Raw genomic sequence first — 26,202 nt, 5'->3', positions numbered from 1 at the left:
CGTAGGTCTTCGCCATTACGGTTGTTATTGCCGCAGTCAAGGTCGTCTTCCCGTGATCTACGTGTCCAATCGTGCCCACGTTCACGTGTGGCTTATTCCGTTGAAAGGTCTCTTTTGCCATGATTACTTAATTTTATCTTAGTGTTTAATTTCTTTTATGATTGACTCTCGATGATCTCCTGAGCAATTGCCTCAGGTACTTCAGTGTAATCAAAGAATTCCATCGAGTATACCGCACGACCCTGCGTCGCTGATCGCAAGTCTGTAGAATAACCGAACATTTCGGATAACGGTACATGAGCTTTTACAACTGACCCTTCATTATTAGAGTCCATACTCTGCATAATTCCTCGACGACTATTCAAGTCACCGATCACGTCACCCATATATTCTTCAGGAGTGATAATCTCAACTTTCATTACCGGCTCAAGTATTTTTGGCTTAGCCTTACGAGCTGAGTTTCTAAATCCAAGTTTTGCACATAATTCAAAACTTAACTGGTCAGAATCAACATCGTGGTATGAACCGTCATATAAACGGAACCCTACGTTTTCTACTGAATAGTTAGCTTGAATACCGGAATTTAGCGCTTCTTTGAATCCCTTCATTACAGATGGGATAAATTCACGAGGAATATTACCACCTACAATCTCATTGATAAATATGAAGCCTTCTTCTCGAGTGATACGATCTTCGTTTCCATCGTAATCCTCAAACTCCTCAATTGGTCCTACTTCAAAAGAGATATCAGCAAACTTACCACGTCCACCTGTCTGCTTCTTGTAGATTTCTCTGTGATCAACTTTCTTAGAGATTGTCTCTCTGTAAGAAACCTGAGGCGCACCAACATTTGCTTCTACTTTAAACTCACGCTTGAGTCGGTCAACAATAATTTCAAGGTGAAGCTCACCCATTCCGGCGATCGTAGTCTGGCCTGTTTCATGATCAGTTTTTACAACAAAAGTTGGATCCTCTTCAGCAAGTTTTTGAAGACCAGTTGATAGTTTTTCACTATCAGCTTTAGTCTTAGGCTCAACAGCCAGCTTAATTACTGGCTCAGGGAAAGTAATTTGCTCAAGAATTACCGGATGATCAGGATCACAAAGCGTATCACCTGTATGTACTTCTTTAATACCGATAACAGCAGCAATATCTCCTGCCTGAATATAATCTAAATCTTTTTTGTCGTTGGCATGCATCTCAAGCAATCGACCAACACGTTCTTTATTTCCGGTTGAAGAGTTAAAGGTATAAGAACCTTTTTCTAATCTTCCTGAATAAACCCTCACAAAAGTCAACCTACCTACAAATGGGTCGGTCATGATCTTAAATGCAAGAGCTGAGAAAGGAGCGTTTACATCAGGCGCCTTCTTAACTTCTTCTTCGGTTTCAGGGTCAATACCTTTAACCGGAGGAATATCTAACGGATTAGGCATGAAATCCAATACTCGGTCAAGTAGTACCTGCACACCTTTATTTTTCAAAGCTGTACCGCACAATACCGGAGTAATAGCCTTGGAGATAGTCGCTTCACGAAGAGCGTCAATGATCTCTTCCTCAGAGATCTCCTCTTCCATGAGATATTTTTCCATCAATGCGTCATTCTGATCAGATACAGCCTCAAGTAATAACATTCTATACTCGGCAGCTTTTTCCTTCAGATCTTCAGGAATGTCAACTACTTCATAAGTTGCACCCAAGGATTCATCATCCCATACAATAGCTTCCATCTTGATCAGATCAACAACACCTTGAAAGTTCTCCTCAGAACCAATAGGAATCTGAATAGGGATTGGGTTTGCGTTTAATTTCTCGTCAAGCTCCTTAACTACATTGTAAAAGTCAGAACCGGTTCGGTCCATCTTATTTACAAAGGCCATACATGGCACGTTATATTTATTAGCTTGTCGCCAAACAGTTTCAGACTGAGGCTGAACAGCTCCAACTGAATCAAGCACAAAAACAGCACCATCCAAAACACGCAAAGAACGCTCTACCTCAACGGTAAAGTCAACGTGACCCGGTGTATCAATAATATTAATTCGGTGATCTTTCCAGATACAATGTGTTGCAGCAGAAGTAATAGTAATACCACGCTCCTGCTCCTGCTCCATCCAGTCCATAGTAGCTGCGCCATCATGCACTTCACCCATACGGTGACTACGACCGGTGTAAAAAAGAATTCGTTCGGTCACGGTAGTTTTACCGGCATCGATGTGTGCCATGATACCGATGTTTCGCGTGCGGCGAATCTTCTCTAAAATTTTTGGATCTGTTTTTTGCTTCGTTTCGGACATAATACTTTTAATAAAATCTTTTAGAATCTAAAGTGAGCAAAAGCTTTGTTAGCATCTGCCATACGGTGCGTTTCGTCTTTCTTACGAACGGCACCACCTTCATTGTTTGACGCATCGATCAATTCTCTTGAAAGACGAATTGACATCGACTTGTCATTTCTGGAACGAGCAGCCTTAATCAACCACCTCATTCCCAATGCGGTTCCTCTTTCCTGGCGAACTTCAATTGGCACCTGATAAGTAGCACCACCAACACGGCGAGACTTAACCTCTACAACCGGTGTTGAGTTTTGAAGCGCATTTCGGAATACATCGATTCCGGTTTCGCCTGTTTTTTCTTCAATAACTTCAAATGCCTGATATACAATTTTGCGAGCTACATTCTTCTTTCCGTCTCGCATCAGGTTGTTTACAAAACGAGTTACCAGCTTATCCTCAAAAATTGGATCCGCTTGTACATCTCGTTTATCTGCTGTTTTTCTACGCATGCTCGATTAATCTTAATTTCTTAGTGTTACCCTTTTGGCCTCTTGGTGCCATACAGACTACGACTTTGAGTTCTTCCCTCAACGCCCGCTGTATCTAATGTTCCTCTAATAATATGGTATCGAACACCGGGTAAATCTTTAACTTTACCTCCGCGGATCAATACTATACTATGTTCCTGCAAGTTGTGACCTTCACCAGGAATGTAAGCCGAAACTTCAATCCCGTTGGTCAAACGTACACGAGCTACTTTACGCAATGCCGAGTTCGGCTTTTTAGGCGTAGTTGTATAAACGCGAGTACAAACACCACGCTTCTGCGGACAATTCTGTAGCGCAGGAGCAGTTGTTTTACTTACTTTGCTTTTTCTACCTTTTCGTATGAGTTGTTGTATAGTCGGCACTGTTCAATTATTTGGTTATTGCCATCGAATCGAGAGCTTGCAAATATAGGATACATTTAGGTACGAATGCAAAATATTTATCCGAATTATTTTCTTAATATTCAATACACCCCCTGTAGCAGTACTAAACATTAAATTAAACCATTAATTTCGGTATTTTATTTATAGACCGATATATAATTTTATAACAGTTGAATCTTTCTGATTTATCCAATTTAAGCTCCAAAAGACTCGAAGCCCTCAGTAATGAAGGCATCAAGGAAGTATACGATCTGCTCAACTTTTTCCCCCGTCGTTATCTGGACCGAAGTAATACCCAAAAGATCAAGTACCTGGCGGGGTCTGGTGAGGAGGTTACCGTAGCGGGAAAAGTTACCGATATTTCCACAGCCGGCTACGGAAAAAAGAAACGTCTGGAAGTCTATATCAACGATGGTACCGGAATGGTAAAAGGAGTATGGTTTAGGGGAGTCGGCTATTTCAGTAAGTTTTTCAAAGAAGGAGAAACGGTTGCTTTTTTTGGGCCTGCAAAACGATATGGGAAGTCTATCTCCATTGCACATCCTGAAGTGGATAAAATTTCTTCGGAAGGTGATCTCGATTCTTTTTCCCGGATCTTTCCTATTTATCCGGGAAGTAAAGCTCTTAGCAAGGCACGGATCACAAGTAAACTTGTGCAACAGTGGATGGAAGAAATACTCAATAAACATACTTTTGATGAGTTTCTGCCCGATCACCTTCTCTCTGAATTCAAGTTTCCGCGAAGGCAAGAGGCTTATCGGATGATCCACTTTCCTGAAAGTCACAACGAACATAAGAATGCCCTGAACCGATTTAAGTTCGAAGAACTTTTCCTATTTGAATTGAGCATGGAGAAGATCAATTACACCATAAAGGAAAGAGCCAATGGACATGTTTTTAACGAAACCGGCACCTACACTTCAAGATACTTTAATGAATTACTTCCATTTGAATTAACTGATGGACAACGCTCATCTCTTGCTGAAATTAAGACGGATGTCCGCTCGGGCCGACAAATGAATCGTTTGATCCAGGGAGACGTGGGGGCAGGTAAAACCATTGTTGCCATTGGAGCGATGTTGATGGCACTGGATAATGGATTTCAAGCCGCATTCCTTGCTCCGACTGAAATTTTAGCCGAGCAGCATTACAGAACCCTTGCCGATCACCTCAAAGAATTGGACATCAATGTTCGCCTCCTGGTCGGTTCACAAAAAAAGGCACTTCGAACTGACATCCTCACAGACACTGAAGGTGGAAATGCACAGATCGTGGTTGGAACTCATGCCATTATTCAGGACGAAGTTCGTTTTCATAACCTGGGCTTGGCGGTAATAGATGAACAGCATCGGTTTGGCGTACAGCAAAGAGCTGACCTATTAAATAAAGGGAGCCATCCTCACATGCTTGTAATGAGTGCCACCCCTATCCCCCGTTCCTTGGCCATGACTGTTTATGCGGACCTTGATGTTTCCATTATCAGGGATATGCCTGCGGGGCGGAAACCGATCAAGACCGCTATTAGATCCAATAAAAAAAGAGAAGACGTCTATAATTTTGTGCAGCAGGAAGTAAAAGACGGCGGACAAGTTTATGTGGTTTACCCATTGGTAGAGGAATCAGAAGCGCTGGACCTGAAAGATGCCACTGCAGGATTTGAGAAGCTCAAAAAACGATTTCCCGATTTCAATATTGGGTTACTTCATGGCCGGATGAAAACGGAAGAGAAAGATGCAGTTATGAAGGCCTTCATCAATAATGAGATCCAGATCCTTGTTTCGACGACTGTAATTGAGGTTGGTGTAGATGTAGCAAATGCTTCCATTATGATCATTGAACACGCCGAGCGATTCGGGCTTTCTCAGTTACATCAATTACGGGGAAGAATTGGACGTGGTGAGCGACAAAGCTATTGCATCCTCATGCCGGATGTGAAAGTGAGCAAGTCCGGAGCTTTTCGCTTAAAAACTATGGAAGAAACCAATGATGGATTCCGGATCGCTGAGGCTGACCTTAAGCTTCGCGGACCGGGAGATTTTCTGGGAACCAAGCAAAGCGGCCTTCCCGATTTCAAATTTGCTGATATTGTAGAAGACCAATTCCTACTTACCCAAGCCAAAGACAAGGCCAAAAAACTCTTGGAAAGTGATCCGGATCTACAAACTCCTCAAAACTCAGATCTGGAGAAGGTCTTCACTCCCTATTTCAAAGAGAAGGTTCAGTTTTATGGGATGGGGTAGATTGGCTTAATAAAACTTCCTTTCCGCCCAAAGAGTTGTTTGAAGCAGCAGAAATCCGATCAGCCAGATCCAGTTTGGGATCTTGGTCGTTGTAGATCCGGCTTCATCAATTGGAGTGGATCTCGTGATCAACTTCTTCGTGAATTCGTTCTTTCTTACTGAATCGTCATACCCCCATCTATCCCCATACACATAGAACCATGTTTTCCGGTTCTCATACTCTGCAAAATGCCACCCGCTTTCGGTTGGCCAAAAAGATGTCTCCCCCACACTTAAATTCTGTAGAGTTTGAGAGACTGGGATCTTTAATGAGTCGGATGAAAACACCGGTTTGATCAATATATCTGAGAACTCCGAAGGCTGAGAAATGAAAATTTTCGTTTCCTCATTTCTCCTTGGCAGAATGGGGGCTACTTCAATTTGTGATGACTCCAACATTACAGACCTGCTTAAATAATCTACCCAAAAAGAGTTGTAAGCTTCTTCCTCTCCTTCCAGCAACCATCCATAAGTTTGATAAAAAAGCTGACCGGTCACACTTCCCGAACCATTTAGTATTCTCACACTCACCGCCTCGTTACCTGCACTTTGGTGAAGAATCTCTGAGGCTTCGGGAAGGTCGATAAAATCAATATTCAGTAAGGGTGACGGAGTTATGATCTCAGCATTATCTTGAAGAAAACCGGGAAGCCAGTTCCGTTCTTCAAGACGATTGATCGGTTGCACGTTCACTTCTTCACCGGTAATATCTGAAAAAACCTCAGCCCATTGTTGTGAACTTTCAACGCTCGGAGATCTTAATATTACATCCATTCCATTTTGTACTGCCTCCCTTATCTGTTCTTTTGCTGAAAGCGGAAGTTCCAGATATTCCCGGCTGTCCAGGATCAGTACGTCCATGGAATTTAGGTTATCTATAAATGACTCCGCCTGGTCTGTATTGGCATTTATGCCATCGAATCGAAACCGGTCCTGACCCACCCGGGTTTTGCTTATTACGGCATGACCCCGGTTACCAAAATGCTCGGTTAGATAATTGATCTCAAAGGAAGGACTGTACATCAGCACTCCAAAGGTCAGTAATTCAGGTTGTACCGCTCTGATATTCAGGCTTTCGGTGTACAGTGAATCTTCTTTCATCCATTCCAGATCGTAGGTAATTGGGCCCTGCATATTCAACTGATCTTCTAATATGATCTTTGAATCCTGATCCACACTTTGGTTTTGCCAAAGTTTTCCGTCTTTATAAACCTGAATTGAATCCTCATCTCCGGCTCCTTGAGCAGTAATGGAAATTTCGAATCTTTTCCCAACTTCTACTTGTTTCGGAGCATCATCTAATATGAATCCATTTCCGGGGTCTTCGAGTCGGTCAAACCATCGATAATTTTCAGGCAGTTCTTCCTTCACCCCAAAACCAAACAAATCGATTCCGCTTCCCAAAGGTACTTCATCGGCGATCATAGATATCGAGCTTAGCCATGTTCTTCCTGAAGTGTATTTATCTTCATCCCTGAGTGAATAGACTACATCATATCTGTTCGGGTTGAAATATTCGGATTCAAATCCATCTGTCAGTAATGCATAACTACCGGATTCAGAAGGCCACCATTTCGGCTCCGCAACAAAGCCGATCAATAATAATCCGGATAAAATGATGAGAAGTGCTCTGATCTTATTTTGATATGCACGGAAGTCGACCCATACGGCAAATCCGGTGATAGCCACAATAACTAAAGACCAAATAGCGATGATCATCTCTGTGATTGAATTTTTCGGATTGACGGATAGGTTTTGGGAGTAGGGTCAAGCTGGATCTCACTGCTTATTTCACTGATCAACTGAGTGATCTGATCTTCGATTTCCTTATCTCGCCCTTCATTTTCAATGGTTCTGATACGGTTCAGCAAGAATAATCGGTTGGCATCGGAGATCTCTGCTTCTGCCAATAACTCTCTCGCTTCCTCAGCAAGATCCTGACCTGAAAGTGTTTCATCGCGAACCAAAAGCTGAAGCTGTACCAACGGGTTTTCAGGCCTTCCCATTTGTTGAGAACCATCAGGATCAGCAAAACCATCATAGGTTCCCGTTAATCTCTTTTCATCCTCATCAATAGGAGGAAGTTCATACCCTGCTTTTCGGGTGTATTGGCGATTAGCCTGCTGTACTGCTTTCAATAATTCCAGAGCGGCATATTCGTATGGCAGTGCTTCTTCAGGGCGCCGGGTACTCAGGTACAGCTCGGCATTCCACATATTATCGACTGCTTCTTTTAGCATGGCTCTCGGGCTTTGAGCAAACAGTGTATTCATTTCCGCGGCACCGTGATCATGAAAAAATTCATCGGGAATCACACTTGTGGCTTCACTTTCAGCGTTCGTCAATCCCACCCCATTGAGCTCTTCTTCCTCATGATCGTGGCCTTCCTCGGCACCGGCATCATGTTCCTCAGCTCCGGTTTCAGCACTTGCACCCATACTTCCACCCGTTGACGATGCCATTTCATCTTCCTGTCCAAGATATTCCCCATAACGCTGACGGAGTAAATTTTGATCATGCCCAATACTCTCTGAGCGATCGTTGAATTCATCCTTGCTGATGTTTGGCTTATCCTCCAATAACTGCTCGGTATCAATAATGATCTGACGCTGACTTCGAAAATATTCCGGGAGCAGATCCACACCTAATCCTGCCACTTCTATAGTGCTTACTTCGCCGGAATCTGCATAGATAATGAAATAGGTATCTGACCGGGCCAACTGAGGTTCGGGTTTATTATCCCTTGCAGTGATGTAGAAATAGAGTTCATCTCCCGGTTCCATCTCAAGCGAATCTGCATTTAATCTGCTTATCCCTATTACTTTTTTCGACCCCAGCCCGGATATTTCTGCAAACGAAAATGTTTGTTCCCTGAACCTAACGTTTTCGCCGGAACCTTTAGCCAATGTTGCGCGGATCTCTGTTTCAGTAACACCGTGATCATCTCCGATCTCAGCTTCAATATTGAAGGTTCTTTTTTGCGGGGTGATGAAGTCCCGTTTTGCTGTTGGCTGTAAAACTACAAATCCCGGTGGCTGATCGGTGATCACTTCAATACTCTTAAAAGCAGAGAACACGGTCGTATCCGCATTCGAAAGCCTGATCTGATAAATTCGATTCTCAATGCCTGTCATTAAAGCCGAATAAATTCCGGAATCTCCGTTCACGTTCATCTCAATTGATTCACCATTTGAAAATAGCACACTTACATTTTCCAGTGTCTCATTTACTTTCACGCTCCAGTTTATAGTCGCTCCCTCCGGCACGGAGATATTCTCAAATTCATATTCTTCTGTACCCAGTCCGGTATAAGAAGGAGGACTGATCTTGATCCGTGCTTCTTCAATTTCCGGAATCAGTGTTGACTCATCTTGCTCATTCCTCTCTTCAGTCACAGCATCAGTCTGGTTCTGAAATTGCGATAAACTTTGATTCAAAACCGGCTTGGCTATGATCAGGATCAGGGAAATGGCAAGCCACAGTCCGCCCATCGCAGATGCTTTTTTAAGCTCTTCTTTTGGAAGTTTTATTTGTGAAATTTCAGACCGAAGCCGATTTGAAATTATCTCTTTCTGCCAATTTTCTATTAATGACCCCGAACTTTCTGAGGTCAGTAATGAAGCAGACTCTTCCATAAAGGGATACTTTCGATCCAGAAACCTGGTGATCTCCTGGGCTGAAGGCTTTTTAAACCTACCCAACAAGACAGCAAGTCCAACGCTTCCCACAAAAAATACTCCACTTATTATCATTGGAGCGGCCGACTCATCCAATGCAAAAACAAAAGTGAACACCCCCATAAGAAAACTGACGGCTGCTATCTGAATAAGCTCGGCCAACACCCGGTTTCTATGAAGCCTTGATCTTAATTTCCGAAGCTGTTGTTCCATCACATCCCCCTCTTTGGCGCCAGCCATCTCTCGAATAACCAACAACACGCCAATAAACCCATCAGCCATAATTGTGCTGAACGCTGCTCTGTGGGAACTGATCCTCTTTCACTTGATGCAAGGGTAGCAAGATCACGCTGTGGCCCGATCAACTCAGGAGATAGAATGTGATCCGCTCCAAATGCTTCTATAAAAAGGCGTTGTGCAATTCCTGCATACACCCAGCTTTGCAGTTCTTGTGCTATTGTCCCGTTTACGACCATATTCCCATTTATATCAACATAAAGAAATGGAGTATTTCCATTCCGGGTAGTCAAAATTTCTTTTTGAGGCTGAGCAACAGCTCTCATCTCTTTTACTGATATTGAAATTCCAAAAATCCTGTTGGCTTCTATCAGATCGCTCCCCCTCAATTCCTCTGTTTCCTGAATCAGCCGGATCGTTCGTTCTCCAAATTCTAATTGCGGCAGTTCTTTCATGGGCTGTTCTTCCATTTCAATTTCCCACCTATCTGCTGCATATTCCAACCCAAGATTTATCCCTTCCTTATTTTCAGGATTCAGAATAAGTCTTGGTCCATCTATCACTTCCACTCCACTATTTCGAATCTCAGACGGAGTCACTTCCTCAATAAAAGTCTCAATTCCAGTCTCTGTCCTCTGCTGAATTAATGCCCGGTATTGTTCATCCCCAAGCTGCCATACAGCAAGGGTCAATTCATTGGTGTAAAGAGAATCCAAAGGCTCCCAGTTTATCACTGCATCAGAAGAAGGGCGCCCACCACGGAAATGAGCTTCTGACAGATCTCCTCTTATTGTCACCCTTTCCGGTTGCTCCCGGTATTCGATCTGCTCCAAAATATTCCACCATCCCTTTTGCTGCACTTCTTTGGAAGATACTGTCACTAAGGGAATTCCGTCTTCCTCCGCATCCTGTGCAAATTCTCCGCTTGAAGTTTCAGAAATGATAATGCGTTCAACTCCCTCCAATTCATCTTCCAAAAATAATCCGGCTAGTAACAGTGTAAGTAACAGAACTATCAGCATCCGTACCAACATCAATGGGATCTCGTGGAGCTCTATTCTTTTTGCAGAAGCAAAGGATTCCTCAGGAAGGAAACGGAATGTACCTAACAGCCGAGGCCGGCCCGATCTCTTATTCCATAGATGAATAAGTACAGGGATGATCACCGCCAAACCCAACCAAAGCCATATGGGGGTTCCAAGTATCATAATCGCTCCCTGAGTTTTAAAAATTCAAACAGTGCGTCCCTAATGGATTGGTTCATTTCCATTAAAAACAGATTCGTTCGCGGACTCATCAAGCCTGATTTCAATTCCTCCAGATAGGCGTGTAGATTTTTCAAATATTCTTTTCGCACTGAACTGGTTCGAATATTCTTTTTAGCATGACTTTCAGGATCTTCCACTGTAACCGCTTCTTCCAGTTCTAGGTGAAGTTCATCATGCCCTAAAATTTGCAGGAACTGAATTTCGTGTCCCACACTTTTACTCAGCTGAATGAAAGTCTCCCAGCGTTTCTCTCCATCCAGCAGGTCTGAACAAACGATCCAGAGTTCACGGTCATGCGTGTTCAAATTATTGGTAAGCCAATCTGTTGATTCCGGCCAGTGTCCCCGGCACTCCGTATTTTCAAGCAGATGAATGAATCGGTTTAAATGGCTTTTTCCTCTTTTCTCCGTGAGACTTTTATGTTCAGAATTATTCACCAGATGTAGTGCGATCGCATCTCCCTGCTGACTGGCGATGGTTCCCAGAACCGCTGTAACCAAAGAAGCATACTGAAATCTTGAGATACCGTTTTCCTCGTATTTCATGGAAGCAGACATATCCAGAAAAAACCGAACAGTAACTGACGATTCCGTTTCCGATTCTTTTATATAATAACGATCGCTGCGGGCAAACATCTTCCAGTCTATCTGACGGATATCGTCTCCCGGCTGGTAGCTTCGGTATTGACTGAATTCACTCCCAATTCCGCGCCGGGTGCCTTTGTGCATACCTATCATGAAACCATCCACGATGTGTTTGGCAAGCAAGCCGAGATCAACCCCGGAACGTAATAAATCCAGTTCTTCGGGTTCTCTTTCCATGATCGGTTATACCGTACTTTGCGGAGGCTGAATTTCTTTCAGCAGCTGTTCAGTTACATTATCTGTTGATATCCCTTCGGTTTCCGCTTTGAAATTGAGCAACATCCGATGCCTTAATACGGCCGGTGCCACAAAAGCCAGGTCATCCAGCGTAACCGCATAGCGATCATCTAAAAGTGCACGCGCTTTGGCCGTCAGAATCATAGCCTGCCCGGCTCTCGGACCTGCTCCCCAATCCACATTTTTTCTAACAGTTTCACTTTTGGTTTGATCGGGACGAGTGTTACGAACCAGGCTGTTTACATAGGTGATCAGGTCATCACTGATCACAATTTGCCTGACCAGTTTTTGAACTTCAATGATTTCCTTTGCCGACATAATGGGTTTTATGACCGGCTTTGAATCACCCGTTGTCAATTTCAGCACCTCAAATTCTTCTTGCTCGGTGGGATAATCCACTTTCAAGAACATGAGGAAACGGTCAAGTTGAGCTTCCGGCAGCGGATAGGTTCCCGATTGCTCGATAGGATTTTGAGTGGCTAATACGAAAAACGGGAGATCCAATTCCAGGGTCTTTCCACTGGCCGTGACTCTATATTCCTGCATTGCCTCGAGCAGTGCCGATTGAGTTTTTGGAGGTGTCCTGTTGATCTCATCCGCCAATAAAATGTTCGTGAAGATCGGCCCTTTCTCAAATTTGAAATAACGCTTTCCGGTTCCATGGTCTTCTTCCAGAATTTCCGTCCCGATGATATCCGTTGGCATTAGATCGGGAGTGAATTGAATGCGATTAAAATCAGCATCAATGGCTTCAGCAAGGGAGCGGATCATAAGCGTTTTAGCAAGCCCGGGAACACCTTCCAGCAAAGCATGTCCGCCGGCGCAAAAGGTGATTAAAAGTTCATCAAGCACTTTTTCCTGCCCAACGATCACCTTGCCTATCTCTTTTTTTAGCCGTTGAAGTTTACTTACTAATTCAATGACATTCTCTTTTTCGATATTCACGTACTGTACATGTTTTTGTTCATGGCGTACATCACGATGTTGACGCCAAATTTAGTGTTATCGCGGGCAAGCCAGCGTTTATTCCGATAGTCGTAATCCCATTCACAACCGTAATCCTTATTACTGTAAAGCACCCTGATCTCTCCATCAATTTCAATGGCTTTCAGGTAATCATGCACAAGGTCATCGCCCCAACCATTCAATTCAAAACTGGTAGTAGGAGGGCCATCCTCAAATTCAAAGAATGAAGAATAAATAGGGTGATCGTTGGGGATCTTTCTCAGGGCATCAGGACCGAAGATCTCTGCCATCTGTGCTTCAAATGATTTGGCAAAAAGTCCGTCAATATCATGGTTACAATCGTCCACAAAAATAAAGCTTCCGTTATAGACCAACTTCTCAAAATTCTCACGTTCCTTATTGGAAAACTCAACCAAACGGTGCCCACTCATATAACAGAAAGGTGAGCTAAGGATCTTATTGCTTGAAAGCGGAATTACCTTTTCTTCCTGATCGATGGAAAGCGTCGTGTACTCTACCAGGGAATTCAAAAGATTGGCCGGCATGCGTTCATCCACATACCAGTTTCCCGACTCATATTGAATACGAGTGAAGAAAAAATCAGTATTTGAAGATCTGGATAAAGCCATACCTGATTATACGAAATTGGAAGGGAAGTTGATTCCTGTAATCATCCTTAAATCCGCTTCGTAATATTTTTTAACGTTGTTTTAGTAACGAGTTCGATGCTTAATATTCACCGGCTCAATATTTGATATTAAAAAAGCCACACACGAAACTCGTGTGTGGCTTTGATAATTGATTATTTCGACGATCCTATACAGCGTCGGAGAGACTGCTGAAGGTAAAGTCGCGGATCTTCATTGGGGGGATCATATTTCCTTCACAACGAACGGGCTTGCCTAATTCTTCAATGTTATTAAGCATGATCACCGGACTTTCATTGAATCGGAAATTCTTCACAGCGTGTTTGATCTCACCATCTTCAATGTAGAACGTTCCATCGCGAGTCAATCCTGTTAACAGCAGTGACTGTGGATCAACCATTCGGATATACCATGTTCTGGTTACCAGTATTCCACGCTCTGTAGAGGCCACCAATTCAGCAGTAGATTTTGTTCCTCCTTCCATAATTCCGTTTACCGGTCCGGGAAGAGGATTTACCCCTTGTTGTTTCGCCCAGAATCTGGAATATGCAAGATTCTTGACTACACCATTTTCGATCCATGTAGTTCGTTCTACCGGTTGTCCTGAACCTGTGAAAGGTGCTGTCGGAACGTTTGAATGAAATGGATCTGAATAAACGGTAACCCGCTCATCGAACATCTTCTCACCTACACGTGTGCCTCCACCCTGCTTCGAAAGGAAACTTCGTCCTTCATCGGCAGTACGGGCATCCATTCTGAAAAACATATTTCCAAGAAGTCCAACTGAAGCATGCGGTTCCAGGATCACCGTGTACTTTCCGGGCTCAAGGGCAACGGCTTCTGCCGAACCTTTTGATTTCTGGATGGCAATATCTGAGGCAGTGGCTGTATCCATTAGATCAACATCGTTATAATCGCGTGATACCCATCCGGAACCTCTTCCGTCCCGGGTTCTCACTGTCACGGAAAATTCCACTTCCGTATCCTGATTGTAGGCGAACAAACCATTGCTGTTCATGATGGCATTGAATCCAGCGCCATCTTCCAGGAACCCGGCTGAGATCAACCCATTATCAATACTTGGCTTGATACTATTCTCTGCAGCTCTTGCTCTGTAATCCGGAGTTATTTTTGCAGTGGAATCAAAATAGGTCTTTGATTCCCTGTATTCCTGAGGACCCAGCGGTTCCATGTATTCAGGATTTTCCGGGGCCAGTTGTGCAAGTTCTTCAGAACGACGAACTACTTTTTCCAGGGATTCATCATCAAATTCATTGATAGATGCGGTTCCTGTTTTCTTTCCAAATGCTGACTCTACAGAAAGTGACGTATTCTGCTCTTCACCACTTGTGGTTACTGTGTTTCGTGCGTAGCGTATATTACCGCCCACACCACCTTGCAAGTTTACTTCACAGTGATCAGCCTTTGAAAGGTTGATCACCTTTTGCATGATGTCACGTGCTTCATCTCGTGTTAAAATGGCCATAATGATTCAGTTCTTATCGTTAATTTTTTATTTCCTTTAGATTCGTCGGGCGGTATTGATCACATTTATACCGTCAAACCGAGTAGTGGAGCTTCCGTGAGAAACCGCACTTGATTGGCCGGGCTGGCCTTTTCCGTCAAAAAATGAACCTCCCAAACGGAAATCGCTTTCATCACAAATAGCGGAGCAAGAATTCCAGAACTCTTGAGTATTTGATTGGTAAGCTACATCACGAAGCATTCCTGTTATTTCTCCGTTTTTGATCTCGTAGAATAACTGGCCGCCAAACTGGAAGTTATAACGCTGTTGATCAATGGAATACGATCCATCTCCAACTACATAAATACCATTCTCTACATCTTTGATCATATCATCAACGGATAGTGGATCTTTACCCGGAGCTAATGATACATTTGGCATACGCTGAAATTGAACACTGTTCCAGCTATCAGCATAGCAACACCCATGAGACTCATCTTCGTTAATGATATGAGCCTGGTCCCGTATGGCTTGGTAATTCACCAAAATACCATCCTTCACAAGATCCCATTTCTTAGTCTGAACTCCCTCATCGTCATAACCGACATGCCCCAGTGATCCTTTCTGAAGTTTATCTGCATAAAGGTTCACAATATCAGAACCATATTCAAAATCGCCGGATTCCCACTTATCGAGTGTAGCGAAGCTGGTTCCGGCATAGTTAGCTTCATAACCGAGTACACGATCAAGCTCGAGAGGGTGCCCAACATTTTCGTGGATAGTCAGCCATAAGTGTGACGGATCCAGTACCAGATCATATTGTCCGGGTTCAACAGATTTAGCTGAAAGTTTTTCTTTTCCTTTTTCTGCCAGTTGAGCAGCATCCTCGATCATATCATAAGATTGACCGTAACGTGTTACCACACCTTTTGCTTTCTCAGACTCATTCCCGTCTAAATATTCATAGCCCATACCCATTGGCGAACTCAGACTTTGAATGGATTCAAATGTTCCTGAATCCCGATCTACCAAACTGACGTTAAAAGTTGGCCAGATCCGGTGAACGTCCTGATCGATGTATGATCCTTCTGTAGAAGCAAAATATTTCTGCTCATTTACCAGAAACATGTTACTACCCACAAAAGAGGCTCCATTTTGCATGGCTGCGTTGTTCACTTCCAACAAGAAATCAACTTTTTCAGAAATAGGTACTTCAAAAGCATTTTTCTTGATCGGGGTTTTCCATGAAACTTCACCATGAGAATCTACGGGGGCTAACTGTACCGGCTCTGATTGAATAGAACCATTAGCCTTGGCGATCATCACCGCTTGCTGGGCTGCCTCAGCAACTCCTTCATTGGTCACGTTATTGGTGGAAGCAAACCCCCAGGTGCCATTGGCAATTACGCGAACACCAACACCAAATGACTCAGTGTTGACTGCGTTCTGAACCTGCTGTTCTCGTGTAATGATAAATTGATTCAGATATCTACCGATCCTGATGTCTGCATAGCTGGCACCAGCCATTTTAGCAGCATTAAGTGCTGTGTCTGCCAATGCTTTTTTATCTGAAACCGACATACCTGTCAGGGAAGAAAATGCTTCTACCCGGGTTCCAACGAGTGGGATCATCATTCCGCCCATCCCTATTCCTGCAATTTTTAAAAAATCTTTTCTCTTCAAGGAATAACTCCGTTTTAGTTTATGATTATTTTTTTAAATCCTTCGGCCGGTGTTAATTACATTAACGCCTTCAAACCGGGTAGTAGGACAACCGTGACTTACGGCACTAACCTGAGAAGGTTGGCCTTTTCCATCAAAGAAAGTACCTCCCAGTTCATATGTTGAGCGGCCACCCAGTTCTGCACAAGTGTTCCAAAATTCCTGAGTATTGGATTGATAAGCTACATCACGCAGCATCTGAGTGATCTCACCGTTCTTAATTTCATAATAAAGCTGTCCGCCAAACTGGAAATTATATCGCTGCTGATCAATGGAATAAGAACCACGTCCTTTTATATAAATACCGTCTTCCGTATTGGAAATAATATCCTGAACTGATTTGTCCTCTTTACCGGGTTCAAGCGAAACATTAGGCATGCGCTGAAATGGAACCGAAGACCAGCTGTCAGCATAGCAACAACCATGTGATTCATTCTGGTCAATAATATTCACCTGATCGCGAGTGGCTTGATAGTTTACCAAAATTCCATTTCGTACCAGATCCCACTTTTTTGTTTTTACTCCGTCATCGTCATACCCAACGGTAGCAAGTGCATCTTTCTGATTTTTGTCCGCAACAAAATTCACGATCTCACTTCCATACTGGAAATCTCCGGATCGCCATTTATCAAGAGTGGCAAAGCTGGTTCCGGCATAGTTGGCTTCGTAGCCCAATACACGGTCTAGTTCCAGCGGATGTCCGACAGATTCATGAATAGTTAAAAATAGATGAGAAGGGTCAAGAACCAGGTCATATTTTCCGGGCTCCACACTTTTAGCCGAGTGCTTTTCCTGGGCTTGTTCAGCTGCTTCACGGGCTTCTTCTACCAGCCCAAAGTTCTTCACATATTCGTATCCCATTCCAATGGGCTGGGCTAATGAATTTCGGGTTTCGAATCCCCCAGCATCCCGATTGATACTAGTCACTGTAAAGGTTGGCCAGCATCGATATACATTTTGATCTGCAAAAGTCCCTTCTGTAGAAGCGAAATATTTTTGCTCATTTACAAAAAACAGATTTGATGAACAGAAGTCAGCACCGGCTTTTTCAGCTTCGGAATTTATGTTCATCAGCAGGTCCACTTTTTCTTCCATCGATATTTCAAATGGATTGGTCTCGATAGGTGTATTCCAGCTAACATCTCCATATCCGGGAACAGGAGCTAATTGTACCGGCTCTGATTGCAATCGTCCGTTAGCTTTTGCGATCAGTACTGCCTGATTCGCTACCCGTCTAATTTCACGCTCGGTAACCTGATTGGAAGACGCAAATCCCCAGGTGCCGTTGGCGATCACCCGAATACCAAATCCAAAAGATTCTGTATTAGTGATCCCTGATATATTTTGCTCACGGCTATTTATAAATTGGTTGAGATAACGACCAATCCGAATATCCGCATAGGAAGCTCCGGCATTTTTGGCTGAGGTCAAAGCAATTTCAGCTAATCGCTTTTTCTCAGAGTCGAGCAAACCTGCTGCCAACGTATTACTGTTTATAAAAGGAAGAAAGGTTACACCTGCTGTTCCTATACCCGCTATCTTTAAAAAGTCTTTTCGTTTCATAAGAGAAATTTTTATTCCTTAATGAATCACTTATTAAAATAAAATGCCAATTGGCTTTCGTAAAATAATTTAATGCGATGTATTTACCTGAGCCCTTATGGTCTTTTTAAGTAACACGCTACGTATTTATCAATACTTCTTTTAAATCAAACCAAACGTATGTTTAAATATTTAGCATTTATCTTCATTTTTATTGGAACCTCAACAAACTTTTCAACACCTCTGATTGCCCAAGATTGGCTTACCGAAAACGGCGTAACTACTACAAACACGATAAACAGAGTACAATTTGTAACTGAACAAGTTGTATATGGTATTGGTGATTGGGGTACAATTCTTAAGTCCACTGATGGTGGGGAAACATGGACAGAAATCTCATATGAAGACACCCGAAATTTTACCGGACTCTATTTTTTTAATGAAAATACAGGCTTAGTTGGCGGTCCTTTTTCTACCGGAGGTGGAGGCAGCTCCGAGATGCTGGCCGAAACTACAGATGGCGGTGATAACTCGAGTTCAAAAAATGCCGGAACTGAAGTTCTAATAAAGAAACTCACCCTCATTCAATGAGAAAATAGAATTGAGATAGTGAATGTTGAATTGCTCTCCACAATCCAACATTCCTAATTTCTCATTCAGCATATTTATACTAAACGCCGGCTTTTTTCTTCTCTTCTCTCTTACGATCGTTATGATCCAGAAAAGTTTTTCGAATACGTAATGCTTTTGGAGTTACTTCCAGCAGTTCATCATTATCAATGAATTCGATGCATTGCTCAAGGCTTAATTTCTTTGCCTGGCTGATCTTAACGGCATCTGAAGTTTGGGTTGCACGGTGATTCGTGAGGTTCTTTTTCTTCACCACATTCACTACCATATCATCTCCGCGTTTGTTTACGCCAACCACTTGTCCCTGATAAACCGGGTCGCCGGGCTCAACAAAAAACTCTCCGCGATCCTGAATTCCTTCAAGCGCATAACCGGTTACATCACCTTGTTCAAGGGCGATCAGTGCTCCCCGTGTTCTTCCGGGAATTTCACCTGCGTAAGGCTCATAGCCATCAAACTGCTGGTGCATGATTCCGGTTCCACGTGTTTCGGTAAGCATCTCTCCACGAAAACCGATCAATCCACGAGAAGGTACACGAAACTGAATTCGGTTATTTTCCCCTTCCTGACTCATAGAAGTCATGATACCCTTTCTCTTTTGAAGGTTATCGATCACCCGATTGCTATAATCAGTCTGAACATCCACAACCACTTCTTCAACAGGCTCATGCGTTACTCCATCCACCTCTTTGAAAAGAACTTCAGGTCGTGAAACAGAAAACTCAAATCCTTCACGTCGCATTGTCTCGATCAAAATAGCCATCTGTAGTTCACCACGGCCCGATACTTTATAGATATCAGGACTTTCTGTCGGTTCTACCCGCATAGCAACATTTGTTCGCACTTCTTTATTCAGTCGATCTTTTAACTGATTAGAAGTCACATAATCCCCTTCCTTTCCAGCAAAAGGTGAATTATTAACCCTGAAATACATCGCAATCGTCGGCTTATCCATATCCACATACTCCAGAGGATTCATGTCTGCAGTATCAGTGAGTGTATCACCAACATTCACTTCTTCATATCCCGCAAGGGCAATGATATCGCCTGCAACAGCCGTTTCAACCGGCTCACGCTGTAGTCCGTTAAATGTATATAGTTTAGTAGCGCGGGCTTTTTCTTTTACTTTTCCCTTACCATCCATAAGGGCTACTTCCTGCCCGATCTTGATGGTTCCTTGCTCAATTCGACCTACTGCAATTCGACCTACATAATCATTCCAATCAATACTGCTAACCAACATTTTGAATTTCGCTTCAGTGTTTTGCTCAGGTGCCGGAACATGCTCCACGATCTTATCAAGCAGAGGAGCAAGGTTTTCATCCTCATCTTCCAGGTTTTCTTTGGCAATACCGTTAACGGCAACCGCGTACAATACCGGGAAATCCAACTGCTCATTTGTAGCGTCCAGCATCACAAAAAGGTCAAAGATCTCATCGAGTACTGCATCGGGACGGGCATCTTTACGATCAATTTTATTGATCACAACAATAGGGCGATAACCAAGGCTCAGTGATTTACGCAGTACAAATTTAGTTTGAGGAAGTGGTCCTTCTGCAGCATCAACAAGCAAGATCACGCCGTTCACCATTTTAAGGATGCGCTCTACCTCTCCACCAAAGTCAGCGTGACCGGGAGTATCCACAATATTGATCTTGGTTCCCTTCCAGTGAACAGCCGTATTTTTAGAACTGATGGTGATTCCACGTTCTTTCTCAAGATCTCCGGAATCCATGACTCTCTCATCAACTTGTTGATTCTCTCTGAATGTGCCGCTCTGCTTTAGGATTTCATCTACGAGTGTTGTTTTGCCATGATCTACGTGAGCGATGATGGCGATATTTCTTAAGTCTTGTGACATTACAATATTGAATTAGGGTGAATTTCTCTTCTTGAATACAACATTAGTGCGGTTTTACCACTTCAAATACGTTTTATCAGAAAAGTTGCAAGCCTTAAAGATACGGGTATTTTCACCAAATACTTACTATTAAAACATAATTTAATTTTGGCTTCTTTCATTGAACCCATAAACAAAAAAAGGAGCCCGAAAGCTCCCTTTTCCCTTAATTCAAAAAAGTTACCATTCCTGTTTCCAAATCATAAAATGCACCTGCTATGACTACGTCTCCGTTTCTTTCTAATTCAGCAATTATGGGGCTTTTCTCCCTCATCTCGTCCATTGTATGACGAACATTATTTTTGACAACTTCGGTAACATATTCATCATTTGAAGAAGATCGGTCTCCTTCAAAATTTGAGGTCATTTCTACAGCCGGATTAATTTTATCCAGCATAGCGGTGATGTTCCCCATCTCAACATTATCTATAGCTGCTTTCACTGCTCCACAGCTTTTATGCCCCATAATAACGATCACTTTTGAGCCTGCAACCGCAGTGCCAAACTCAGTACTTCCCAGGATATCTTCGTTAACAAAATTTCCGGCTACCCGGGCAACAAAGATATCACCCACACCTTTATCGAAAACCTGCTCAACAGGAACCCGGCTATCTATACAAGAAATGATCACAGCCTCAGGGTATTGACCTTCAGTGGTAGCCTGTACCTGAGCTTTATAGTCTCTTGGTGTTAGGTTATTATTAACAAACCGTTCATTCCCTTCTTTTAAATTTTGAAGTATTTGATCGGGTGTTAGTTTTTCCTGCGATTCACTGTTTAAAACTGTACTTGAAAGAGACACGTTATTATTCATGTTTTGAGACGTTTCTTTATTGGTGCATGCTGTTAATGTTAAAGTAAATACAACTATAATAGATATTGTGTTAATAATTCGGTTATTCATGATCTTATAATTATCAATTTGCAGATAAAATGATGCCATCAAAAGGATCCAGGCCCTTATCCTTTTCCACATTTATTAGTATTACTATCCTTTTTCTAGACGTACGTATAGTCTTGACAGTACCTATTGCTATGGATTATGGCGTTAAATTTGACGGGCAATCAGACCATGTCTGGTGGGGGAGATAAGACTTGGGCAACTCTGAGTTCTAATTTTGACTGAAGCCCTTTATGATATTTAATGTCTGTATAGTTACGGATATAAAAGCTCTCTTCATGTTCAATTTCGTCTTCAGTCCCCGGTTCCTCAACAATATCAGGGGTTGGCACTGGCGACAACGCAGAAGCAACAGGGACCGGAGATGACGGTATTAGCCAGTCAAATTCATGCATCATTGAAAACGTCATGAATAACGCTGCCGATAAAATAACCAGTATGTTCTTATATATACTTGTATCCATTTTGGAATAATTTTACCCACCAACTCAAGTTGACAAAAGAGCGTTCCAAAATTAATCAGTATTTAGAAACTATCCTACTCCCACTTATATTTCATATTCTTAATTAACCCATACGTACTCATATGTTAATTTCTATCGTTTGGCTGATCCTCGGTCTTTTACTTCTAATTAAAGGGGCCGACTGGCTTGTAAACGGAGCCTCTGTACTCGCAAAAAAATACCATGTTTCTGACTTAGCGATCGGACTGACCATTGTGGCTTTTGGAACTTCTGCCCCGGAACTTGTGGTAAATGTTCTTGCCAGCTTTAATGGATACGATGAGATCGTCTTCGGAAATATTATTGGCAGTAATAACTTCAACTTGTTTGTTATCCTTGGGATATCAGGAATGATCGCACCCTTAGCGGTTCAATCCAGTACCGTGTGGAAGGAGATCCCACTTTCATTATTTGCAGCTGTGTTACTCTTCATTTTAGCGAATGATTTCTTTGGGGCCTCCTCTCCCCTTATCTCAAGAGTTGATGGGTTTATCTTCCTGACTCTCTTCGGACTTTTTCTATTTTATGTATATAAACAATTGAAATCTGATCCTTCAGTTCAAAAGGAAGAAACTACTGAAAGTGACTTATCTCAACTTAAGATATGGGGATTGATACTCGCTGGTCTGACCGGTTTGATCATAGGCGGACGATTTGTTGTAAACAACGCCATTGAAATTGCTACTGTCCTGGGAGTCAGTGAAAAAATCATTGGCCTCACAATTATTGCAGCGGGAACCTCTTTACCGGAACTTGCCACCTCAGTTGTAGCAGCTATACGTAAGAATGTGGACCTGGCCGTAGGTAATATTATTGGATCTAATATCTTCAACATTTTTCTGATACTGGCTGTCAGTGCCTTTGTGAAGCCGGTTGCTTTTGATCCCTCATTTAACTCTGAATTATACTTGTTGGGAGGAGGTACACTACTGCTTTTTATCGCAATGTTTACGGGAGGCAAACAAAAGCTAGATCGTTGGGAAGCCGCTTTGTTACTAGTCACATTTATCGTTTACACCGGCTTCCTGATAATGCAAGAAATATAGCCTGAGCACTTTTTTTCTAACCTCACTGATCTTTACTTTATAAGTCCATTCTAAACAAACCCTAGAACATTATGGACCTCAAGTTGACAGACCAACGATTCATAGTATGTGGAGCCTCCAGCGGTTTCGGTGAAGCAATTGCACGGCAGCTTTTACAAGAAGGTGCAAACGTTGTGTTGGTAGCACGCCGTGGTGATATGCTTCGTGACAAGTTCAACCATTTCAAAGAACAAACAGAGATCATTGAGGGCAGCCTTCTTTACAGTGATACTCTGGATAGCATCGAGCAATCAGTGAAAGCCAAAAAAACTCACGGTATTGTTTTTAATGCCGGTGGACCACCAACCGGAACGCCACTTGAAACCAGTATGGACGATTGGGATTCGGCCTGGAAACTTGTCATGCGCTGGAAGATCGACCTCGCATTACACCTGGCTCCATACTTCAAAGAAAAGGAATATGGTCGCATGATATTTATTGAAAGTCAGTCTGTAAAACAGCCATTACTTTCGCTCACGCTAAGCAATAGTTTCAGGGCAGGAGTGGTTGGATTCTTTAAATCGCTGGCTCTGGAAATAGCTAAATCCGGAGTAACAGTCAATGTTCTCGCTCCCGGATCACACCAAACTCCCGCAATTGAACGGGTCATCCAAAAAAACAAAGCTTCGCTTAATATCAGTTTTGAAGATGCGAAAGAAAGAATGGAAGAAAGTATCCCCGTTGGAAGAATGGGAAAAGCTGAAGAGCTTGCATCACTGGTAGCATGGTTGCTTTCACCTCATGCGGGGTATGTAACAGGGCAAACCATTAGTCATGACGGAGGGAGTATTAAAGGGTTATTTGGGTAGCCATTCATCAACTATCCGGAAATTCTATATCCTTGCGGTGGAACGGTTTTAAACTCCATGGCTGTTCTTCACCCTAAATCAAACAAATTTAAATTTCGCTCTCTTATTTATGTCTAAGAACAGACTATTCATCATTGCACTTGTACTATTTCTTGGAATTCAGGCATCATTATTTGCACAATCTACGGGAACCATAAGTGGGAAAGTGACCGATGCTAAAACCGGAGAACCATTGATAGGTGCCACTGTTATCTTGGAGGGTACTGAACTGGGTGATGCCACTAATTCAGACGGGCGCTATACCATCGATAACATTCCTGCCAAAACCTATAATGTGAAAGTTTCCTATGTAGGATTTATCAGCCAAACCAAGTTCAATGTCGTAATACGTTCAGAAGGAAATATTGATATCAATTTTCAGCTTGAGGAACAGCTAAGCGAACTGGACGAGATCAACATAACCCCTAATCCTTTTGCTAAGGAAGATGTAACACCGCTATCCATTCAGAAATTAAATCAACAGGAGATTGCTGCCTATCCCGGAGGGAATAATGACATTGCTAAGGTAGTTCAGTCACTGCCCGGAGTTTCCGGCTCGGTAGGCGGATTTCGGAATGATGTGATTATCCGCGGAGGTGCCCCCAACGAAAATGTATACTATTTGGATGGCATCCCTATTCCCAACATCAATCACTTTTCGACACAGGGAAGCGCCGGCGGACCGGTAGGTCTGTTGAATGTCTCCTTTTTTGAGGGCGTATCGCTGGCTGCCAGTTCCTTCGATTCCAAATACGAGAATGTGCTTTCAGGTGTACTTCAATTCAACCAGCGAAATGGGAACGATCGTGAGTTTATGGGGAATTTGAGAGTCGGTTCCAGTGAAGCTGCTTTGACCGTTGAGGGGCCTCTTTTTAAAGGCGATGATTCCGAGGCTAATACTACATACATCGCGTCAGTCAGGCGATCGTATCTACAGCTTTTATTTCAGGCGATCGGCTTGCCTTTTCTACCTGACTACTGGGATTATCAATACAAAGTGAATCATCGTATTGATGACAAAAATCGGTTATATCTGACAGGAGTTGGCTCCATAGATGACCTGGCTATTAACGACCTGGATGAATTTGATCCTGAGCAGGAAGCTATTCAGAATCAGATCCCTGTTATTCGGCAAAACAGCAACACGGTGGGAATCGGTTGGCGCAGGCAGTTTGCTGACAACAGCGGTTTCATGGAAACGGTGATCAGTAACAACACGCTGGGAAATTTCTTTTATCGCTACGAGGATAATGTGAATGAGACCGGTCTGTATCTCAAAAATGAATCTCGCGAAACGGAAACACACTTACGATATCAAGCTACTAAATTCATTGATAACTGGACAATTTCAGGCGGACTGAATGTCATCAATGCAGATTACACCAATACTACCGAAGATATTATCAATAACCTTAACTTCGAGACTAATCTGAATTTCTTCAGATATGGAGTATTTGCTCAGAGTTCCGCTGATTTCCTTAATAACCGTTTAGGGCTTTCACTAGGTTTAAGAGCCGATGGCAACACCTTCACCGAAGCAGGAAATGAGCTCTATCACACACTCAGTCCCCGGTTTTCCATTTCCTATAAACTAACTGAGAATTTGACTGCAAATGCATCGGTTGGGAGATATTATAAGATCTTACCCTACACCACTTTGGGTTTTCAAACCAACAATGGAGATTTCCCCAATACTAACTCCGCCTACATTCAAAATGATCACTTAGTAGCAGGAATTGAATATCTACTTAACGAACGGGCACGAGTTTCTGCCGAAGGATTTTTGAAATTGTATGACGACTATCCCATTTCCACCATCGATAGTGTTTCACTGGCTAATAAAGGTGGTGATTTTGAAGTATTCGGAAGTGAAGAGATCATAAGCGAGGGCAAAGGTCGCACTTATGGGTTAGAGCTTCTCTATCAACAAAAATTTACAGGCAAGTTTTACGGAGTAGCTGCTTTAACATTTTATAAAAGTGAATTTACCAACTTGTACGACGATGAATATAAACCGGCTGTTTGGGATAATGGTGTCTTGGTTTCTTTGTTAGGAGGGTATAAATTCGGCAACAACTGGGAAGTGAGCTCGCGCTATCGATTCCTCGGCAAATCTCCTTACCCACCGGTAGATCAGCAACAAACTCTTGATAATTATCCGGCCGTGTTTCGGGATTATGAGGAGTTGGGATCCGTTCTTTTAGACCCACTAAGCCAACTCGATGTCCGTATAGATAAAAAATTTAATTTCGAGAATCTCAGTCTTGATGTCTATGTGGAAGTACAAAATGCTCTGGGACAATCAAGTCCATCCGAACCTCGATATGGTTTAAACCGCACAGAAAACGGAGAGGTAATTACACCAAGAGAGCTGATTAAGGTAAATACAACAGATAGTGGGGAAATTCTTCCGTCCATCGGGCTTGTGCTGAATTTTTAATGGG

At 42.8% G+C, this 26,202-nt stretch carries 21 protein-coding genes; 5 read left to right on the top strand and 16 right to left on the bottom strand.

Annotation, left to right across the window (positions count from 1 at the left end):
* From ACFSVN_RS03720 to rpsL, 4 genes are all read right to left on the bottom strand, one after another.
* A partial coding sequence (locus ACFSVN_RS03720) for a GTP-binding protein (RefSeq protein WP_390297298.1) occupies nucleotides 1-121 on the bottom strand: 121 nt, incomplete at its 3' end.
* 34 nt (nucleotides 122-155) lie between these two features.
* On the bottom strand, nucleotides 156-2,297 hold the full coding sequence (fusA, locus tag ACFSVN_RS03715; RefSeq protein WP_390298805.1) for an elongation factor G: 2,142 nt from the start codon (nucleotides 2,295-2,297) through the stop codon (nucleotides 156-158).
* Nucleotides 2,298-2,317: 20 nt separating this feature from the next.
* A complete protein-coding gene (rpsG, locus tag ACFSVN_RS03710; protein WP_390298802.1) occupies nucleotides 2,318-2,785 on the bottom strand; it encodes a 30S ribosomal protein S7 in 468 nt (155 codons plus the stop codon).
* Between the two features lie 26 nt (nucleotides 2,786-2,811).
* Complete coding sequence (gene rpsL / locus ACFSVN_RS03705) at nucleotides 2,812-3,186, bottom strand: 30S ribosomal protein S12 (protein WP_290876668.1); 375 nt, start codon at nucleotides 3,184-3,186, stop codon at nucleotides 2,812-2,814.
* Between the two features lie 191 nt (nucleotides 3,187-3,377).
* On the opposite strand from rpsL, the gene recG reads away from it, so the two are divergent.
* A complete protein-coding gene (gene recG / locus ACFSVN_RS03700; RefSeq protein WP_390298798.1) occupies nucleotides 3,378-5,447 on the top strand; it encodes an ATP-dependent DNA helicase RecG in 2,070 nt (689 codons plus the stop codon).
* Nucleotides 5,448-5,453: 6 nt separating this feature from the next.
* Here the strand turns inward: recG and ACFSVN_RS03695 are convergent, their stop codons facing one another.
* The 9 genes from ACFSVN_RS03695 to ACFSVN_RS03655 form a co-directional block, all read right to left on the bottom strand.
* A complete protein-coding gene (locus ACFSVN_RS03695) occupies nucleotides 5,454-7,205 on the bottom strand; it encodes a hypothetical protein (RefSeq protein WP_390298795.1) in 1,752 nt (583 codons plus the stop codon).
* A complete protein-coding gene (locus tag ACFSVN_RS03690; RefSeq protein WP_390298793.1) occupies nucleotides 7,202-9,445 on the bottom strand; it encodes a hypothetical protein in 2,244 nt (747 codons plus the stop codon). Before ACFSVN_RS03690 ends, ACFSVN_RS03695 begins: the two co-directional genes overlap by 4 nt.
* Entirely contained in the window at nucleotides 9,376-10,608 is a 1,233-nt protein-coding gene (locus ACFSVN_RS03685; protein ID WP_390298790.1) for a BatA domain-containing protein, read from the bottom strand. Before ACFSVN_RS03685 ends, ACFSVN_RS03690 begins: the two co-directional genes overlap by 70 nt.
* Nucleotides 10,605-11,489 (bottom strand): DUF58 domain-containing protein, encoded by an 885-nt coding sequence (locus ACFSVN_RS03680; protein ID WP_390298787.1) that lies wholly within the window; start codon nucleotides 11,487-11,489, stop codon nucleotides 10,605-10,607. The genes ACFSVN_RS03685 and ACFSVN_RS03680 overlap by 4 nt, the downstream gene beginning before the upstream one ends.
* 6 nt (nucleotides 11,490-11,495) lie before the next feature.
* The gene (locus ACFSVN_RS03675) at nucleotides 11,496-12,494 is read right to left on the bottom strand and encodes an AAA family ATPase (RefSeq protein ID WP_390298784.1); all 999 of its coding nucleotides are present in this window, start codon (nucleotides 12,492-12,494) and stop codon (nucleotides 11,496-11,498) included.
* Complete coding sequence (locus ACFSVN_RS03670) at nucleotides 12,491-13,144, bottom strand: DUF4159 domain-containing protein (protein WP_390298781.1); 654 nt, start codon at nucleotides 13,142-13,144, stop codon at nucleotides 12,491-12,493. Before ACFSVN_RS03670 ends, ACFSVN_RS03675 begins: the two co-directional genes overlap by 4 nt.
* 187 nt (nucleotides 13,145-13,331) lie before the next feature.
* The gene (locus ACFSVN_RS03665; RefSeq protein ID WP_390298778.1) at nucleotides 13,332-14,648 is read right to left on the bottom strand and encodes a TldD/PmbA family protein; all 1,317 of its coding nucleotides are present in this window, start codon (nucleotides 14,646-14,648) and stop codon (nucleotides 13,332-13,334) included.
* 36 nt (nucleotides 14,649-14,684) lie between these two features.
* Complete coding sequence (locus ACFSVN_RS03660; RefSeq protein WP_390298775.1) at nucleotides 14,685-16,310, bottom strand: TldD/PmbA family protein; 1,626 nt, start codon at nucleotides 16,308-16,310, stop codon at nucleotides 14,685-14,687.
* Nucleotides 16,311-16,343: 33 nt separating this feature from the next.
* Nucleotides 16,344-17,912 carry a TldD/PmbA family protein gene (locus tag ACFSVN_RS03655; protein WP_390298772.1) on the bottom strand — a complete coding sequence of 523 codons (1,569 nt, stop codon included), beginning with the start codon at nucleotides 17,910-17,912 and terminating at the stop codon, nucleotides 16,344-16,346.
* 159 nt (nucleotides 17,913-18,071) lie between these two features.
* On the opposite strand from ACFSVN_RS03655, the gene ACFSVN_RS03650 reads away from it, so the two are divergent.
* The gene (locus ACFSVN_RS03650; RefSeq protein WP_390298769.1) at nucleotides 18,072-18,482 is read left to right on the top strand and encodes a WD40/YVTN/BNR-like repeat-containing protein; all 411 of its coding nucleotides are present in this window, start codon (nucleotides 18,072-18,074) and stop codon (nucleotides 18,480-18,482) included.
* Between the two features lie 79 nt (nucleotides 18,483-18,561).
* On the opposite strand, the gene typA is transcribed toward ACFSVN_RS03650, so the two are convergent.
* The 3 genes from typA to ACFSVN_RS03635 form a co-directional block, all read right to left on the bottom strand.
* Nucleotides 18,562-20,382 carry a translational GTPase TypA gene (gene typA, locus ACFSVN_RS03645; protein WP_390298766.1) on the bottom strand — a complete coding sequence of 607 codons (1,821 nt, stop codon included), beginning with the start codon at nucleotides 20,380-20,382 and terminating at the stop codon, nucleotides 18,562-18,564.
* 205 nt (nucleotides 20,383-20,587) lie between these two features.
* Nucleotides 20,588-21,364, bottom strand: a complete 777-nt coding sequence (locus ACFSVN_RS03640) for a carbonic anhydrase family protein (RefSeq protein WP_390298763.1) — start codon at nucleotides 21,362-21,364, stop codon at nucleotides 20,588-20,590.
* A gap of 122 nt (nucleotides 21,365-21,486) precedes the next feature.
* Nucleotides 21,487-21,786, bottom strand: coding sequence for a hypothetical protein (locus ACFSVN_RS03635; protein ID WP_390298760.1), 300 nt, complete (start codon nucleotides 21,784-21,786; stop codon nucleotides 21,487-21,489).
* Nucleotides 21,787-21,908: 122 nt separating this feature from the next.
* On the opposite strand from ACFSVN_RS03635, the gene ACFSVN_RS03630 reads away from it, so the two are divergent.
* The 3 genes from ACFSVN_RS03630 (at nucleotide 21,909) to ACFSVN_RS03620 (ending at nucleotide 26,198) form a co-directional block, all read left to right on the top strand.
* Nucleotides 21,909-22,871 (top strand): calcium/sodium antiporter, encoded by a 963-nt coding sequence (locus tag ACFSVN_RS03630; protein ID WP_390298757.1) that lies wholly within the window; start codon nucleotides 21,909-21,911, stop codon nucleotides 22,869-22,871.
* 71 nt (nucleotides 22,872-22,942) lie between these two features.
* Nucleotides 22,943-23,719: an SDR family oxidoreductase gene (locus ACFSVN_RS03625; RefSeq protein ID WP_390298754.1), complete on the top strand. Its 777-nt coding sequence runs from the start codon at nucleotides 22,943-22,945 to the stop codon at nucleotides 23,717-23,719.
* Nucleotides 23,720-23,828: 109 nt separating this feature from the next.
* The gene (locus ACFSVN_RS03620; RefSeq protein ID WP_390298751.1) at nucleotides 23,829-26,198 is read left to right on the top strand and encodes a TonB-dependent receptor; all 2,370 of its coding nucleotides are present in this window, start codon (nucleotides 23,829-23,831) and stop codon (nucleotides 26,196-26,198) included.
* The last annotated feature ends 4 nt before the right edge of the window (nucleotides 26,199-26,202 follow it).

Origin of the sequence: Gracilimonas halophila, from assembly GCF_042684365.1 — a bacterium.
GTDB lineage: Bacteria > Bacteroidota > Rhodothermia > Balneolales > Balneolaceae > Gracilimonas > Gracilimonas halophila.
Note: the sequence above shows the minus strand (reverse complement) of the source record. Positions and strands in the feature narration are given on the sequence as shown.

Bases quoted from the DNA above. Each gene is read 5' to 3' on its own strand.
- ACFSVN_RS03650 (WP_390298769.1), top strand. From the start codon at position 18,072: ATGTTTAAATATTTAGCATTTATCTTCATTTTTATTGGAACCTCAACA.
- ACFSVN_RS03640 (WP_390298763.1), bottom strand. From the start codon at position 21,364: ATGGCATCATTTTATCTGCAAATTGATAATTATAAGATCATGAATAAC.
- typA (WP_390298766.1), bottom strand. From the start codon at position 20,382: ATGTCACAAGACTTAAGAAATATCGCCATCATCGCTCACGTAGATCAT.
- ACFSVN_RS03625 (WP_390298754.1), top strand. From the start codon at position 22,943: ATGGACCTCAAGTTGACAGACCAACGATTCATAGTATGTGGAGCCTCC.
- ACFSVN_RS03690 (WP_390298793.1), bottom strand. From the start codon at position 9,445: ATGGCTGATGGGTTTATTGGCGTGTTGTTGGTTATTCGAGAGATGGCT.
- ACFSVN_RS03655 (WP_390298772.1), bottom strand. From the start codon at position 17,912: ATGAAACGAAAAGACTTTTTAAAGATAGCGGGTATAGGAACAGCAGGT.
- ACFSVN_RS03680 (WP_390298787.1), bottom strand. From the start codon at position 11,489: ATGGAAAGAGAACCCGAAGAACTGGATTTATTACGTTCCGGGGTTGAT.
- ACFSVN_RS03665 (WP_390298778.1), bottom strand. From the start codon at position 14,648: ATGGCCATTTTAACACGAGATGAAGCACGTGACATCATGCAAAAGGTG.
- fusA (WP_390298805.1), bottom strand. From the start codon at position 2,297: ATGTCCGAAACGAAGCAAAAAACAGATCCAAAAATTTTAGAGAAGATT.
- ACFSVN_RS03670 (WP_390298781.1), bottom strand. From the start codon at position 13,144: ATGGCTTTATCCAGATCTTCAAATACTGATTTTTTCTTCACTCGTATT.
- rpsG (WP_390298802.1), bottom strand. From the start codon at position 2,785: ATGCGTAGAAAAACAGCAGATAAACGAGATGTACAAGCGGATCCAATT.
- ACFSVN_RS03630 (WP_390298757.1), top strand. From the start codon at position 21,909: ATGTTAATTTCTATCGTTTGGCTGATCCTCGGTCTTTTACTTCTAATT.
- ACFSVN_RS03685 (WP_390298790.1), bottom strand. From the start codon at position 10,608: ATGATACTTGGAACCCCCATATGGCTTTGGTTGGGTTTGGCGGTGATC.
- ACFSVN_RS03620 (WP_390298751.1), top strand. From the start codon at position 23,829: ATGTCTAAGAACAGACTATTCATCATTGCACTTGTACTATTTCTTGGA.
- ACFSVN_RS03635 (WP_390298760.1), bottom strand. From the start codon at position 21,786: ATGGATACAAGTATATATAAGAACATACTGGTTATTTTATCGGCAGCG.
- ACFSVN_RS03695 (WP_390298795.1), bottom strand. From the start codon at position 7,205: ATGATCATCGCTATTTGGTCTTTAGTTATTGTGGCTATCACCGGATTT.